The organism is Saccharothrix sp. AJ9571 (assembly GCF_021725495.1).
Classification (GTDB): Bacteria; Actinomycetota; Actinomycetes; order Mycobacteriales; family Pseudonocardiaceae; genus Amycolatopsis; species Amycolatopsis magusensis.
The window spans coordinates 2,003,632-2,017,690 of record NZ_CP091382.1; the positions used below are offsets into that span (position 1 = coordinate 2,003,632).

The 14,059-nt window shown below is 70.6% G+C and carries 20 protein-coding genes; 7 read left to right on the forward strand and 13 right to left on the reverse strand.

Features of this window, described 5'->3' with window-relative positions:
- Positions 1 to 35 precede the first annotated feature (35 nt).
- From L3Q67_RS08535 to purU, 3 genes are read left to right on the forward strand one after another with little or no spacing between them, the layout of a single operon-like run.
- Positions 36 to 824 carry a class I SAM-dependent methyltransferase gene (locus L3Q67_RS08535; RefSeq protein WP_499191464.1) on the forward strand — a complete coding sequence of 263 codons (789 nt, stop codon included), beginning with the start codon at positions 36 to 38 and terminating at the stop codon, positions 822 to 824.
- 52 nt (positions 825 to 876) lie between these two features.
- Positions 877 to 1,506 carry a DedA family protein gene (locus L3Q67_RS08540; RefSeq protein ID WP_499189004.1) on the forward strand — a complete coding sequence of 210 codons (630 nt, stop codon included), beginning with the start codon at positions 877 to 879 and terminating at the stop codon, positions 1,504 to 1,506.
- A complete protein-coding gene (gene purU / locus L3Q67_RS08545) occupies positions 1,479 to 2,345 on the forward strand; it encodes a formyltetrahydrofolate deformylase (protein WP_499189005.1) in 867 nt (288 codons plus the stop codon). Before L3Q67_RS08540 ends, purU begins: the two co-directional genes overlap by 28 nt.
- Before the next feature lie 69 nt (positions 2,346 to 2,414).
- Here purU and L3Q67_RS08550 read toward each other — a convergent pair whose 3' ends face one another.
- From L3Q67_RS08550 to L3Q67_RS08565, 4 genes are all read right to left on the reverse strand, one after another.
- Positions 2,415 to 2,654, reverse strand: a complete 240-nt coding sequence (locus L3Q67_RS08550) for a thioredoxin domain-containing protein (protein WP_499189006.1) — start codon at positions 2,652 to 2,654, stop codon at positions 2,415 to 2,417.
- Positions 2,647 to 3,648, reverse strand: coding sequence for an NADP-dependent oxidoreductase (locus tag L3Q67_RS08555; RefSeq protein ID WP_499189007.1), 1,002 nt, complete (start codon positions 3,646 to 3,648; stop codon positions 2,647 to 2,649). The genes L3Q67_RS08550 and L3Q67_RS08555 overlap by 8 nt, the downstream gene beginning before the upstream one ends.
- 3 nt (positions 3,649 to 3,651) lie before the next feature.
- Positions 3,652 to 4,083 (reverse strand): SRPBCC family protein, encoded by a 432-nt coding sequence (locus L3Q67_RS08560; protein ID WP_423577287.1) that lies wholly within the window; start codon positions 4,081 to 4,083, stop codon positions 3,652 to 3,654.
- A 148-nt stretch (positions 4,084 to 4,231) separates the two neighbouring features.
- A complete protein-coding gene (locus L3Q67_RS08565) occupies positions 4,232 to 5,143 on the reverse strand; it encodes an ABC transporter substrate-binding protein (RefSeq protein ID WP_499189008.1) in 912 nt (303 codons plus the stop codon).
- 131 nt (positions 5,144 to 5,274) lie between these two features.
- On the opposite strand from L3Q67_RS08565, the gene L3Q67_RS08570 reads away from it, so the two are divergent.
- Entirely contained in the window at positions 5,275 to 5,958 is a 684-nt protein-coding gene (locus L3Q67_RS08570) for an ABC transporter permease (protein ID WP_499189009.1), read from the forward strand.
- Complete coding sequence (locus L3Q67_RS08575) at positions 5,955 to 6,692, forward strand: ABC transporter permease (protein WP_499191465.1); 738 nt, start codon at positions 5,955 to 5,957, stop codon at positions 6,690 to 6,692. The genes L3Q67_RS08570 and L3Q67_RS08575 overlap by 4 nt, the downstream gene beginning before the upstream one ends.
- Here L3Q67_RS08575 and L3Q67_RS08580 read toward each other — a convergent pair.
- From L3Q67_RS08580 to L3Q67_RS08605, 6 genes are all read right to left on the reverse strand, one after another.
- The gene (locus L3Q67_RS08580; RefSeq protein ID WP_499189010.1) at positions 6,643 to 7,953 is read right to left on the reverse strand and encodes a lyase family protein; all 1,311 of its coding nucleotides are present in this window, start codon (positions 7,951 to 7,953) and stop codon (positions 6,643 to 6,645) included. The genes L3Q67_RS08575 and L3Q67_RS08580 overlap by 50 nt on opposite strands.
- Entirely contained in the window at positions 7,950 to 8,162 is a 213-nt protein-coding gene (locus L3Q67_RS08585; RefSeq protein WP_499189011.1) for a hypothetical protein, read from the reverse strand. The genes L3Q67_RS08580 and L3Q67_RS08585 overlap by 4 nt, the downstream gene beginning before the upstream one ends.
- Positions 8,159 to 8,713 carry a YbaK/EbsC family protein gene (locus tag L3Q67_RS08590; protein ID WP_499189012.1) on the reverse strand — a complete coding sequence of 185 codons (555 nt, stop codon included), beginning with the start codon at positions 8,711 to 8,713 and terminating at the stop codon, positions 8,159 to 8,161. Before L3Q67_RS08590 ends, L3Q67_RS08585 begins: the two co-directional genes overlap by 4 nt.
- A 63-nt stretch (positions 8,714 to 8,776) precedes the next feature.
- Entirely contained in the window at positions 8,777 to 9,073 is a 297-nt protein-coding gene (locus tag L3Q67_RS08595) for a DUF2516 family protein (protein ID WP_499189013.1), read from the reverse strand.
- A gap of 83 nt (positions 9,074 to 9,156) precedes the next feature.
- Positions 9,157 to 9,867 (reverse strand): hypothetical protein, encoded by a 711-nt coding sequence (locus L3Q67_RS08600; RefSeq protein WP_499189014.1) that lies wholly within the window; start codon positions 9,865 to 9,867, stop codon positions 9,157 to 9,159.
- A gap of 7 nt (positions 9,868 to 9,874) precedes the next feature.
- A complete protein-coding gene (locus L3Q67_RS08605; RefSeq protein ID WP_209670981.1) occupies positions 9,875 to 10,291 on the reverse strand; it encodes a helix-turn-helix domain-containing protein in 417 nt (138 codons plus the stop codon).
- A gap of 143 nt (positions 10,292 to 10,434) precedes the next feature.
- On the opposite strand from L3Q67_RS08605, the gene L3Q67_RS08610 reads away from it, so the two are divergent.
- On the forward strand, positions 10,435 to 11,592 hold the full coding sequence (locus L3Q67_RS08610) for a methyltransferase domain-containing protein (protein WP_499189015.1): 1,158 nt from the start codon (positions 10,435 to 10,437) through the stop codon (positions 11,590 to 11,592).
- A 145-nt stretch (positions 11,593 to 11,737) separates the two neighbouring features.
- Here the strand turns inward: L3Q67_RS08610 and L3Q67_RS08615 are convergent, their stop codons facing one another.
- The 3 genes from L3Q67_RS08615 to L3Q67_RS08625 form a co-directional block, all read right to left on the reverse strand.
- Positions 11,738 to 12,373, reverse strand: coding sequence for an AAA family ATPase (locus L3Q67_RS08615; protein ID WP_499189016.1), 636 nt, complete (start codon positions 12,371 to 12,373; stop codon positions 11,738 to 11,740).
- A 3-nt stretch (positions 12,374 to 12,376) separates the two neighbouring features.
- Positions 12,377 to 12,760, reverse strand: a complete 384-nt coding sequence (locus tag L3Q67_RS08620) for a TFIIB-type zinc ribbon-containing protein (protein ID WP_499189017.1) — start codon at positions 12,758 to 12,760, stop codon at positions 12,377 to 12,379.
- Positions 12,761 to 12,828: 68 nt separating this feature from the next.
- On the reverse strand, positions 12,829 to 13,206 hold the full coding sequence (locus tag L3Q67_RS08625) for a VOC family protein (RefSeq protein WP_499189018.1): 378 nt from the start codon (positions 13,204 to 13,206) through the stop codon (positions 12,829 to 12,831).
- A gap of 91 nt (positions 13,207 to 13,297) precedes the next feature.
- Between L3Q67_RS08625 and L3Q67_RS08630 the strand changes: the two genes are divergently transcribed.
- Positions 13,298 to 13,816, forward strand: coding sequence for a CGNR zinc finger domain-containing protein (locus tag L3Q67_RS08630; protein ID WP_499191466.1), 519 nt, complete (start codon positions 13,298 to 13,300; stop codon positions 13,814 to 13,816).
- Positions 13,817 to 14,059: the final 243 nt, after the last annotated feature.

The following is a 14,059-nucleotide window of genomic DNA, read 5'->3' on the forward strand; positions in this document are numbered from 1 at the left end:
GGGGGGCAGAGCCCCCTTGGCGGGGGTCTCGGGGGCTGGCCCCCGGCGTCACAGTAGGCGCACCCACCCGAGGAACCACGAACCCGAACCGGCTCCGCCGCATCGATCGCTGGCTGACCGGCACCCCGGCGATCGCCGCTGTGCTGCGGGCGGCCGAGCCGCTGGTCGTCGATCTCGGTTACGGCGCGTCACCGGTGACCACGGTGGAACTGGCCCAGCGGCTGCGGACGATCTCCCCGCGTGTGCGCGTACTGGGTCTCGAACTGGACCCCGAGCGCGTCGCCGCAGCCGCGCCGGCCGCCGATCCGCCGTGGCTGGACTTCCGGCGCGGCGGGTTCGAACTGGCGGGCGCGCGGCCGGTGCTGGTGCGGGCGTTCAACGTGCTGCGGCAGTACGCCGAGCACGAGGTCGAAGGGGCGTGGAAGACCATCCTCGACGGGCTCGCGCCCGGCGGCCTGCTGGTGGAGGGCACCTGCGACGAGATCGGCCGCCGGTGCGCGTGGATCACGGTGTCGGATTCGGGACCCCGGACGCTGACGTTGTCCTGCCGCGCGGCGAGCCTGGACCGGCCGTCGGGCATCGCCGAACGGCTGCCGAAGTCGCTGATCCACCGCAACGTGCCCGGTGAACCGGTGCACGAGTTCCTGTCGTTGTTCGACGCCTGCTGGGACACCGCGGCCGGGCACCAGGCGTTCGGGCCGCGGGCGCGGTGGGCCGAAGCGGTGCGCCTGCTGGCCGCGCGGGGCTGGCCGGTGCTCGACCGGCGGGCGCGCTGGCGGCTCGGCGAGGTGACCGTGCCCTATTCGAGCGTCGCCCCACGCTGAATATTCACCCCGATCATCCCGGGGCGTCACCGCGGTTGCCGACGATGAGCAGGTGCTCGAATTCCTGCAGGCCGCACTCGGTTCGCCGTGGTTGTGGCTGCTGGTCTTCGCGGTGTCCGCCTTGGACGCACTGCTGCCGTTCATGCCGAGCGAAACCGCGGTGGTGGGCCTAGCAGTGCTAGTCGGTGTGGACTTCGGCGCGCTAGCACTGCTAGCCCTGATCGCGGCGGCTGGTGCCTTCGGCGGCGACCTGCTCAGCCACGGCATCGGGCGCACAGCGGGCCCGGCCGTGGTGGCGCGGCTGCAACGCGGGGAGAAGGGCGCCCGGCGGTACGCGTGGGCGCAGCGGAAGGTGACCGAGCGCGGCGCGCTGCTGATCATCGGCGCGCGATACCTGCCGGGCGGGCGGGTCGCGGCGGGCCTGGCCACCGGGACCACGCGGTACCCGCTGCGGCGGTTCGTCCTGCTGGACGCGCTCGGCGCGTCGATCTGGGCGGTCTACAGCGTGGTCCTCGGCCTGTTCGGGGGCGCGCAGTTCAGCGGTGAGCCGGTGAAGGGCCTGGTGCTGGCGTTCGGCGCCGGGCTGGCGGTGGTCGTCCTCCTGGAGGTGGCCCGGCGCGCCGTTCCGGGGCGCACGGGGAAGGATGGACAACCGTGCCACCGTCAGAACGCAGATACGTGATCACCTTCGGCTGTCCCGACCGGACCGGGATCGTCGCGCGCATCGCCTCCTTCCTCGCCGAAGCGGGCGGCTGGATCGTCGAAGCCGCCTACCACACCGATCCGGAGACCGGCTGGTTCTTCACCAGGCAGGAGGTGCGCGCCGACTCGCTGCCGTTCGACGTCGACGAGCTGCGCGCGCGGTTCGCCGGGGTGGCGCGCTCGCTGGGCAGCGAAACGGACTGGACGGTGGCCGACACCGCCGAGCGGCGCCGCGTGGTGATCCTGGTCTCGAAGGAGGGGCACTGCCTGTACGACCTGCTCGGGCGGGTCGCCTCCGGTGAGCTGGACGTCGACGTCAGCGCGGTGATCGGCAACCACGACTCGCTCGGCGACATCACCCGCGCGCACGGCATCCCGTTCCACCACGTGCCCTTCCCGGCCGACGGCAAGGTCGAGGCGTTCGAGCGGGTGCGCTCGCTGGTCGATGCCCACGACCCGCACGCGATCGTGCTGGCGCGGTTCATGCAGATCCTGCCCGCGGACCTGTGCGAGGCGTGGGCGGGGCGGGCGCTGAACATCCACCACAGCTTCCTGCCCTCGTTCATCGGCGCGCGGCCGTACCACCAGGCGCACGCGCGGGGCGTGAAACTGGTGGGGGCGACCTGCCACTACGTGACCGCGAACCTCGACGCCGGGCCCATCATCGAGCAGGACGTCATCCGCGTCAGCCACGGCGATTCGGTCGTCGACATGGTGCGCAAGGGGCGGGACATCGAGAAGTTCACCCTGGCGAAGGGCCTGCGGTGGCACCTGGAGAACCGCGTACTGGTGCACGGCACCCGCACCGTCGTCTTCTGACCGGCGAATGCCGTGAATGTGGCTTTCACGGCGGAATGTGCCGTGAAAGCCACATTCACGGCATGGGCGTCATCTCGCCAGGTGGGTGGAGAGGGCGTCGTCGGAGGGTTCGACCAGGAAGGTACCGTCGTCGAAGACGATGGTCGGGATGCGGCGGGCGCCATCCTGCAGCGAGCGGACGCGAGCCTCCGCCTCCGCATCGGCTTCCACGTCGACATAGCGGTATTCGACGCCCTCGCGGTCGAGCAGGGCGCGGCTCCGGCGGACATCGGGGCACCAGCCCGCCCCGTACACGATCAGCTCAGACACGGACCAGCATCTTCCCGGTGTTGGCGCCGCCCAGCAGGTCGATGAACGCCTGCGGCGCGTTGCGGATGCCGTCGACCACGGTTTCGGAGTACTTCAGCTGCCCGCCGGTGACCAGCGGAGCCACCTCCGCGACGAACTCCGGCTGCTTGGCGCCGTGGTCGGAGACCAGGAAACCCTGGATGTGCAGCCGCTTACCGACGATCTTCATCAGGTTCCGCGGTCCCGGCACGGCCTGGGTGTCGTTGTAGGTGGAGATCATCCCGCACACCGCGAACCGCGCGTGCACGTTCGCCGATTCGATCGCCGCTTCCAGGTGTTCCCCGCCGACGTTGTCGAAGTACACGTCGATCCCGTCGGGCGCGGCTTCGGCCAGCTGCGCGGCGACCGGCCCGTCCTTGTAGTTGAACGCGGCGTCGAAGCCGAGGTCCTCGGTCAGGAACCGGACCTTCTCCGCCGAGCCCGCGCTGCCGATCACCCGCTTCGCGCCCTTGAGCTTCGCCAGCTGACCGGCGACCGTGCCGACCGCACCGGCCGCGCCCGAGACGAAAACCGTGTCGTCGGGCGTGAAGTGCGCGATCTCGTGCAGCCCGACCCAGGCGGTGAGCCCGGTCATGCCGAGCACGCCGAGATAGCTGCTCAGCGGCGCCAGTTCCGCGTCGACCTTCGCCACGTGCTTGGCGTCGACCACCGCGTGGGTGCGCCAGCCGAGCTGGTGCACCACCTTGTCACCGGGGGCGAACCCGTCCACAGTGGACTCGACCACCTCGCCGGCCGCACCGCCGTACATCGCCTTGCCCAGTTCGTACGGCTCCGCGTACGACTTGGCCTCCGACATCCGGCCACGCATGTACGGGTCCACGCTGATGAACTCGTTGCGCACCAGCAGTTGTCCCGGCGCGGGCGACGGGACATCGATGTCCACAATGGAAAAGTCCGCGTGCGCAGGCAGGCCGTGCGGCCGCTTGGCGAGCCGGACCTCGGTAGCTTCACTCACCGCTCAGACCTCTTTTTCGATGTTCTGCAGCACACCGGCGTAGATGCGCTTGAGCCCGCCCGGCGCGAAGGTCTTCTCGAAGAACCCGCCGATGCCGCCGGCGCCGTTCCAGCTGGTCTCGATGCGCACCATGCTGGCCCCGCCGAGCTCGCGCACGGTCCAGGTGGTCACCATCGTGGAGTTGGCGTCGGTCTCGACCAGGGTGCCGGGCTCCGGCTCGGAAACGGTGGCCGCGACGTCGCGCACGCGCTTCGAGGTCGCCTGGAGCTTCCACTTGGCGACCGTGCCCGAGCCGTTGCCGCCCTCGACCACTTCGTAGTCGCGGTACTGCTCGGTGAGGATCTTCGGCCGCGCGGTGTAGTCGGCGACCAGCTCGCGCACCTTCTCCACCGGCGCGTCGATCCTGCGCTCCGCGGTGGCGGTGACCTTTCCCATACGCACTCCTTGTCTTCGGCCCCACCTCCGGCGGGGCGGCGAGGTCGCTCTTGAGCCGGTGACCGGACGCCGGGCACACCGCCCCGTTGAGCGGCCCGGCGCGCCCGGCGTCCAGTCACCGGCGCGACCTCACAGACATTCTGCTCGCTCAGATCAGCCCTTGGTTGGTCAGCCACTCCTTCGCGACATCAGCGGGCAGCTCGCCATCGGAGTCGACCAGCTTGTTCAGACCGCGCAGTTCCTCGGTGGTCAGCTTCGCGCTGACCGCGTTCACCGTCGCCGCGAAGTCGGGGCCGCGCTCGTCGAGCACCTTCTTCGCCACCGCGGGCACCACGTTCTCGGTCGGCACGATCGCCAGGTCGTCCTCCAGCGCCTTGAACGCCGGGTCACCCACCAGTGGGTTCACCGAGTCGACCGGGATCACCGTGACCGCGCCGGAACGCAGCTGCTCCACCCGCGGCCCGGCCTCCTGCACCGCCTGGAAGGTGGCGTTGACGCCGTAGGTGTCGCGGATCCCGGCGAAGCAGGTCGGCCGCTTCTCGCACTCCGGCCCACCGGCCACCACCACGTTCGGCACCTTCTTCAGGTCACCGATCTTCACCAGGCCCTGCGACTGCGCCAGCTCGGCCTTCACCAGGTAGGTGTTCTTGTTCTCGGCTGGCGCGTAGTTCAGCAGCCCGATGTTCGACTTCGCGAACAGCTCGGTCAGCTTGGCGTGCTCGGAGGCGGCGTCCTTCGGGGCGGTCTCGTTGAACCCGTTGACGATCGCCGCGCCCTGGTACTCGGGGATGAACTGCAGCTCGCCCTTCTGCAACGACGGGTAGATCAGCTCGCGCGAGCCGATGTTCAGCTTGCGCTCCACCGGATAGCCCTTCGCCTCCAGCGCGGCGCCGTACAGCTCGGCGAGGATCACGCTGTCGGTGAAGTTGAAGGAAGCGAGCACGATCGGCGCGCCGCCCTTGCCCTCGGCGGGCGCGGCACCGTCGTCCCCGCCGCCACAGGCAGCCAGGCCGAGTGTCGCGGCGGCCAGCACGGCGGCCAGCCGGAAAGTCCTGCGCATGGGAAGTTCCTTTTCATCCGGGAGAGGCAACGCTAACCGTCCGCTACGACATTCATCCACATGCCGAGACGCGACCGGGACCGATTCCCAACTCGCGGGAACACTGCCTCCATCCGGGGTAGGCTCACGCGGTGCGAACACTCTTCGCAGCTCAGAGCGACCGGCCGCTGTTCGAATGGCGCTGGGTGGAGCGCAACGCGGACAACATCGTCACCCGCTTCACCGAGCACGTCTCGCTGACCGCCACCGCGCTCGGCATCGGGCTGGTGCTCTCGATCGGGCTGGCCGTGCTCTCCCTGCGCTGGCGCTGGTTCTACCCGGTGGCGCTGAGCGCGGCCGGCGCGCTGTACGTGATCCCCAGCCTCGGCGCCTTCGCCCTGCTGGTCCCGTTCACCGGGCTGTCGTTCACCACCGCGGTCATCCCGCTGGCCACCTACACCCTGCTCATCCTGGTCCGCAACATCGTCACCGGCGTGCAGCAGGTGCCTGCCGAGGTCCGCGAGGCCGCCATCGGCCTCGGCTTCACCAGGGTGAACCTGCTGTTCCGGGTGGAGCTGCCGCTCGCGCTGCCGGTGGTCATCGCCGGGCTGCGGGTGGCCGCGGTGACCACGATCGGCCTGGTCACCGTGACCTCCATGCTCGGCATGGGCGGCCTCGGCTTCTTCATCCGCCAGGGCATCCAGACCACCACACCGAACCCGACCGCGATCATCGTCGGCATCGGCCTGTCCATCCTGCTCGCCGTATTGGTCGACCTGCTGCTGTGGCTGAGCGAACGCGCGCTCGCGCCCTGGACGCGGAAGGCCCGCGGATGAACGTCTTCGACCAGCTCGCCGCCTGGCTCGGGGAGCCGGGCCGCTGGAGCTTCACCGATCCGTCGGGCATCCCGTACCGCACGGTCGAGCACCTGAGCTTTTCCCTGCTGTCGCTGGTCATCGCCGCGCTGCTGACCATCCCGCTCGCGCTGTGGCTCGCGCACTACCGCAGGGCCGCGTTCCTGGCCTCCAGCGCGGTGAACATCGGCCGCGCGATCCCGAGCTTCGGGCTGATCATCCTGTTCTGGTTCCTGGCCAGCCGGTGGGAGGTCGACACCACCTTCTGGCCGCTGCTGATCGCACTGGTCGCGCTCGCGCTGCCCCCGTTGTTCACCAACACCTACGCCGGGGTCACCAGCCTCGACCAGGCGCCGGTGGACGCCGCCCGCGGCACCGGGTACACCGAAGGCCAGATCATGCTGCGGATCGAACTGCCGCTGTCGCTGCCGGTGGTGCTGGCCGGCGCCCGCGTGGCGTTCCTGCAGCTGGTGGCCACCGTGGCGATCGGCGCGATCGTGAACGACGGCGGCGGCCTCGGGCGCTACATCGTCGACGGGTTCGCCCAGGGCGCCGGTGGTTACGGCGAAATCCTCGGCGGCGGCGTCGCGGTGATCGTGCTCGCGCTGGTCTGCGAAGGCGCGTTCTCGCTGCTCACCCGGTTCACCGTGCCGCGCGGACTGCGGATCACGCGAAAGAACGATCTGCCCAGTCGCGCCAAGGTGACCATCTCCTGACCAGCCGCTCGATCTCCGGTCCGAGCGGCCGGTCCTCGGTCAACGGCTCGATCAGCGCGGTCGGTTCACCGCGCAGGAAGGCCGCCTGCGCCAGGCCGATGTGTTCACAGACGGTGATCGTCAGCAGTCGCTCCACCGCCTCCCGCAACTGCTCTCCGGCCGCACACGCAAACGCTTGCACGTCCTCCTGACCATTGGAGGTGTCGATCGAGCCGAGGGTGGCGGGGGTGGCGAGCCGTCGCAGAGCGTGCAACTCGCCGACGGCTCGCTTGTGCAGCGGAGTGAGCCCGGTCTGCGGTCCGGGGACCACGGCCAGCTGCGGATTGAGCCCGCTGAACCGTTCGTCGAGCAGCCGGTGCAGCCGCTGGACGCTGATCTCGCCGAGGTGCGCGAGAGCCGCGCTCACCGCGTCCATCCGGAGCCCGAGATCGGCCGCGTGGAAGGCATCGGTGGAGAAGAACTCGCCGTCCAGGAAGGCGGGCGAGTCGGTGACGGCGAAAGCACGCTCGACCTCGTCGGCCAACTCGGCCAGCACACGGCGGGCATGCGCTGTCGCCCGCGCACCCACCCGCACGGAAACCGGCGGCTGCACGGCCCCCGGCCGTCCCGGGAACTGCGCCGCCGCGACCAGGTCGACCACCTGATTCGCTTCCGCACCACGGAGAATCGCGTGGGCGGTGGCGATCGGCGCGCCCTGGATGAAGGTCAGCCCTTCCTTCGGCCCTGGCACGTACGGCTCGGCGCCCCGAACTTCGAGCGCCTCCGCGGCGGACTGCCCGTCGAGCATCCGGCCGATGCCGAGGAACGTCTGGAACGCGTGGCTCAACGGGATGATTTCGCCCGCACAACCGATTCCCTCACGGGGGACCGCCGGGACGAACCCGTCCCCGAGGCGGTCCACCAGGAACGACACCGCTTCGGCGCTGGCACCCGTGGACGGCAGCAGCATTCCGCGCAACCGCACCGCGAACACCGCGCGGACGTCCCGTTCCGGCAACCACGGCGGCCCGCCGACCGCCCGGCCGATCAGCAGGCGACTCTGGTGCGTGGCCTGTTCCTCGGCCGAGAGCACCACGTCCACCATGCGGCCCATGCCGGTGTTCACGCCGTAGACCGGACGCGCGGCGGCGGTCAGCGCGTCGAGCACCAGCACCCGGTTCGCCGCCACCGACGCCAGCAGCTCGGGCGCCAGTTCGACCCGCTTCCCTTCCGCCACCGCGAGAATCGCCGCGGCGTCGAGCTCCTCCGGTGCCGAGATCATCGGTACGGCAACATGGTGCCGACGTCGGCGGCCTCGGCACGGCGCAGGATCATGTTCGCCACCGAGAGGTCCGTTGTGGACAGTCCACGGTGCCAGAACAGGATGCGCTCGTCGTCGTTCTCACGGCCGGGTCGTTTGCCCGCGACCACCTCGCCGATCTCAGCCTCGGTCAGGATCCCGGCGTTGAGCTGCGGCCAGACCGAGGTCACAAGGCGACCGGCTTGCCCAAGCCCTCGATGACCTCGGCGCCGGGCAGGGACGCGAGGAAGGCGCCGGAGACGAGCAGCTTGCTGCCGCGGATCCCGCTGCCGATCACCAGCTCGGGGGCGTCGGCCACGGCCAGGTCCACCAGGATCGGCCAGCCGCCGGGCAGGCCGACCGGGGTGATGCCGCCGTACTCCATGCCGGTCAGCTCGACCGCCTCGGACATCGGCGCGAAACTGGCCTTGCGCACGTCAAGACGGCGTTTGAGGACGTTGTTCACATCCGCGCGGGTGGTGGCGAGCACCATCGCGGCGGCGTAGCGGACCTCGCCGGCGCGCTTGCCGGAGACGACCACGCAGTTGGCGGACGCGGTGAGCGGGGAGCCGTAGGCCTCGCAGAAGGCGGCGGTGTCGGCGAGCTCGGGATCGATGGCGGCGACGCCGGCCTCGGCGTCCAGCGCGGCCAGTGCCTTGGCCACGGGCTCGGCGAGCAGATCGGGGCGCTGTGCGGCCGGTTCGACGGACAGGGAACCGGCGATGGTCCAGGTGGTGTTCACCCGGCCCAGGCTAGCCGCGCGGACCGCGTCCGTTGAGGGTGGTGGGCGAGGGGCCGGCCCTAGTCACCAGTTGTGGCCGCCGCGCTGGACCTCGATGAGCTTCGGCCGGACGTCCACGATGTAGACCAGGGAGGCGACCAGTCCGGCCAGCCAGAAGATCATGCCGGGACCGTAGAACCCGAACAACGCCATCGCCGCCGTGCTGCCGCCGGTGATGGCCATCCAGATCGGCTTGGTCTTGCGGTCCGCCGCGGTGTAGGCGTCCGCCCGCTGGGTCAGCGAGTGCAGGAAGGCGAACGCGCCGGCCACCACCCCGACCCAGTGGATGATGTCGACGATCCACAATGCGATTAACGGCACGGTGCCAGGGTACGGCAAACCGGGCGAACGGCTCAGGCCCCGGCACTCCAGAGGGGGTGCCGGGGCCTGCGCGCAGCCGGGACCTACTTGTCGGTCTTCGGGGTGCTGGTGTTGGTGGTGGTGGTGGTCTTCTTCGCGGTGCCGGCCGGGGTGGTCTTGCGGGTGGTGGTGGCGGTGGCCGGCTTCGGCGCGGTCCGGTTGGCGGCCTTGCGGCTCGCGCTGCGGACCTCGTGCGCCACGTCGTCGCCGAACTCCTCGACGTTCTCGGCGGCCTCGTCGGCGACCCGCTCCACGCGGCGCGCGGTCTTCTCACCCACGGAACGGGTCTTGCGGGTGACCTTGCCCAGCACGTCCTCGACGCGCTCGCGGGTCTCGACGGAGACGCCCTCGACCCGCTCCTGCGCGGTGTGCACGGCCTCTTCCAGCTGGTCGATGGCCTTCTTGACCTGCGGCTGCGTGGCGAAGCGGTCCCACGCCTGCTCACCGGACTCGGCGAGGCGGTGGTACAGCTTCAGCGCGGCGTCGGTGTACTCGTCGATCACCTTGCGCAGCTCGGTGGGGTCCAGCCGCTCGCGGAGGGTCTCCACGTCGGAGGGCAGCTCCTCGATGTTCTTGCGCGCGGTCTCGCTGCCCTCGGTCACCCGGGCCTTGGCCTTGTTCACCGCGTCGGCCACGGCCTCGGCGGCCAGGTTGCCCGCGCCCAGCGCCGCGAGCAGCGGGGTGCGCACCTGCTCCAGTGCGGCGTTGAGGTTCTTGCGGGCTTCGTCGGTGCGCTGGTTGGTGGGGGTGCTCATCCGGTTCTCACTCCTTGTGGCTGTCTTCGCCAGTGGCGCCCACCGGGCGCTCGGCTGGTGGCTTCGCGGTCGCCTCCGCCACGTGGTTCTCACGGCGGAACGACTCGTACACGTCGAGCAGGACTTGCTTCTGCCGTTCGGTGAGCTCGGGGTCGGCGCGAATCGCGTCGCCGACCGGCCCGCCCTTCGGCAGGTCGAGGATCCCGGCCTGCACGTACAGCGCCTCGGCGGAGATGCGCAGGCCCTTGGCGATCTGCTGCAGGATCTCCGCGCTCGGCTTGCGCACCCCGCGCTCGATCTGGCTCAAGTACGGGTTGGACACGCCGGCGAGCTTCGACAGCTGGCGCAACGAGATCTTCGCGCTGTTGCGCTGCTGGCGGATGTACTCACCGATGTCGGAGGCGATGTCGGCGACCTTGTCCATCGGCTTGCTGTGCTCGCCTTGATCGGTCATCCGCGGAACCTCTCCTCTCGACACCACCGACGGTACGCGGCAGTGCTAGCTCTTGCAAGCACTCTGCTTGCAACCATCGGGTGAGGTGTACCTCACCGCGTTAACCTGGACCAATGGCACTGGACCGGCGCCGAGCGCTGACCGCCCGGCTGCGGCGGTCCGGCGTGCTGACCGAAGCCGCCTGGCTGGCCGCGTTCGAAGCCGTGCCGCGCGAAACCTTCCTGTCGCGGTTCTTCGTGCCGGTCGGCGGCGGCTGGCGCGCGGTGGCCCGCGGCGACGACGGCTGGCTCGACCAGGTCTACACCGACCAGGTGCTGGTCACCCAGCTCGACGGGGACGAGTCGGCGTGGGACCGGGCCCGCGCGGGGGAGGTGGTGACCGGGACGCCGACCTGTTCCTCCAGCATGCCCACCATCATGGCGATCATGCTGGAGGCGCTGCGGACCGGGGACGGCGCGCGGGTGCTGGAGATCGGCACCGGCACCGGGTACAACACCGCCCTGCTGTGCCACCGCGTCGGGGCCCCGAACGTGTCCACTGTGGACATCGATGGGGCGCTGGTGCGCACGGCGGGCGCCGCGCTCGCCGAGGCGGGGTACGAACCGGAGAGCGTCACCGGCGACGGCGCCCGCGGCCTCCCCGGCAGCGCGCCCTTCGACCGCGTGCTGTGCACCTGCGCGGTGTCCGGCATCCCACCGGCCTGGGTCGAGCAGACGCGGCCGGGCGGGCTGATCGTCACCACGCTCAACCGGCCGATCGGCGCGGGCCTGGTGCGCCTGGTCGCCGAGGAGGGCGCGGTCGCGCACGGGCGCGTGCTGTCGCAGGACGGGCGGTTCATGCCGTTGCGGGCCCACCGGCACGCCGACCCCGGTGATCTGCTGGCCGAGGTGCGCGACACCGAACCCGGGCACTCGCGCCGGACCTCGCTGCCCGCCTCCGCGGTGCTGAGCCCGTCGAGTCCGCTGGAGTTCTTCGCCAGCCTGGAACTGGAAGGCGTGCTGCCCGCGTACCCGGACGACGACGGCGTGGTCTACCTGCTGCACCCCGACGGTTCCTGGGTGCGGCACGCGGAACGGAACGGGCGGTACCAGGTGGCGCAGGGCGGACCGCGGTTCCTCTGGGACCTCGCCGAGCAGGCGCGCGTCCGCTGGCGCAAGCTCGGCAAACCCGGCCGTTCGCGGTTCGGCCTGACCGTCGACGGCGACCGGCAGGAGTTCTGGCTGGACGAACCGGGCAGCCCGCACCGCTGGCGGTTAGGTGCTGTCCGGTGAGTCTGGTCGATGGGCTTCGTGATCCAGGTGGTTCCTGGCGGTGCGGGCGATTCGGCCTCGTACTGGCCGTACTCGGCCGAACTCGCCCGTGCCGCCAGGGACCGCCTGGGCGCGGAGAGCGCGACCTTGACTCACCGGACAGCGCCTAGGCGGGTAAACGCTTCTCCACCCAGGCGCAGGCGTGGTCGACGGCCTCGTCGATGGTCGCGTTGGTGGTGTCGAACAGCTCCACCGGCGGGTCCAGCGTGGCCGCCGACTCGCGGAGCCACTCGTTGAACTCCAGCATTTCCGCGATCCGCGGCTCATCCCACTCGCGCCAGGCGGGCCGGGCACGCAGCCGTTCGGCCAGCGCTTCGGGCTCGGCGACGAACGCGAGGTAGTGGATGCCGTCGAAGTAGGCGCGCTCGGGCAGCGGCTCGAACTCGGGCGGCGCGACCGTGCCGCAGAGCACCACCGGGCGGGCGCTCTGGTGGATCATCGCGGCCATCCGCAGCCAGGTGGCGCGGAAGGCGCCGTGGCCGTAGCCGTCCGGCGAGTTCTCCCGGAGGACGCCGGTCCAGAGCACGTCCTGCTCCAGCGCGACGACCTTGCCGGAGAGCCGGGCGGCCAGGCGGGGGCCCACTGTGGATTTGCCTGCCCCGCTGGGACCGGTGAGCGCGAACAGCGGCAACCGCCGGAAGGTCCAGCGATGGCCGCAGCGGTCGCATCGGAGCCGGGTGGTGCCGGTGACCGGGTGGTCGCCCCGGTCACCGCACCCCGGGCAGATTTTCAGGTCGAGCACTACTCAGTCGAAGAGGTTCTCGAGGAAGCCCTTGCGGCGATGACCGTGTCCGCCGTAGGCACGCGGCGAGTCGCCGTAGCCGTGCCCGCCGCGGTGGGCGCGGGGCGAGTCCGAGTAACCGCGACCACCGCCGTGGCCGCCGTATGGCCGCGGCGAGTCACCGTGACCGCCGCGGAACGGCTTGGGGGAATCCCCGTGCCCGCCCCGGAACGGCTTCGGCGAGTCGCCGTGACGCGGCGCGTGCCCACCCGGGTAGGGCGCCGGAGCGCCACCGTAGTAGGAACCCTCGGCCGCGACGATCTGCTCGAGCTCACCGCGGTCGAGAAAAATGCCGCGGCAGCCGTCGCACTGTTCGAGGTGGACGCCGTTCTTGTTCAGCGTCCTCATCTGGTTCTGGCACTTCGGACAAATCACGTGGCCCACCCTACGCATAACCGGGCTCGCATGGGTGAGCTTCAGCACGCGCAGAGGCAGAAGGGGTGGCCGGCCGGGTCGGCGAAGACGCGGAAGCCGCTGCCGTCGTGGTAGCGGGTGTCGTCGAGCAGGCGGGCGCCGATGCGGACCGCGCGCTCGTGGGCGGCGTCCATGTCGGTGACGGTCAGGTCGAGGTGGAACTGCTGCGGCTTCTTCGCCGACGGCCATTCGGGCGCGCGGAACTCGGCGACGCTCTGGAACTCGATCTTGGGGCCGCCGTCGGGGTTGCGCAGGGTCATCCAGTCTTCGTCGCCCTCGGGGTCGGGCCAGTCGAGCAGCCGGGCGTAGAACGCCGCCAGCTCGGGCGCGTCGGCGCAGTCGAGCACGACGGAGCCGAATGCGGGTACCGCGGTGGCCATCGTTGATCCTCCCTGTTGGGGTAACCGTCGTAGCGATTATGACGGTTAGTGGGACGGGTCACAACCTACACTGGGCGGCGTGCGCAGCGCCCTGGAAGCCGACGTCACGCTGGTGCTCGACTTCCTGAACACCCTGGACGTCGACGACGGCACCGACGAGCTGGAGACCGCCGATTCCTGGCGCGACTGGGCTTCGGCGCGCTCGCTGCGGCCGGGCACGGTCGGGGAGGCGCGCACGGCCCGCTCGTCGCTGCGCTCGCTGGTCGGTGACCCGGCGGCTTCGCCGGCTCCGCTGTCGGAGCCCGTGCGAATCGAGGTGACCGTCGAAGGTCCGGCCCTCGTCGCGGACACCGCCGTCGGCGCGATCCTGGCGGCCGCCGCCCGCCTCTCCCTGCTGGGGGACTTCGGCCGGATCAAAATCTGCCCCGCGGACGACTGCCTGTGGGCCTTCTACGACCGCTCGCGGAACCGCTCGCGCTCGTGGTGCTCGATGAGCTCGTGCGGCAACCGGGAAAAGGCCCGAGCGTGGCGGCAACGCACCACCCCCCGCCCTACCACACCCCCCACACCTGTGGACAACCCGGGGGATAACTCCCCACCCTGTGGATAACTCCCCCACGCGCTCAACCTCCACACTCACACACCCAAACCCCACGTTCAGGCACCCCAGCCCCACGTTGGCGCACCCGAACCCCACACTCAGGCACCCGAGTTCCACGTTGGCGCACCCGAACCCCACACTCCTGGGCCAGAACCTCACACTCGAGCAGCCGAACTCCACGTGCAGGCGCCCGAGTCCCACGCTCCAGTAGCCGAGTTCCACGTTCAGGAAGCCGAGTCCCGCGTTCGGACA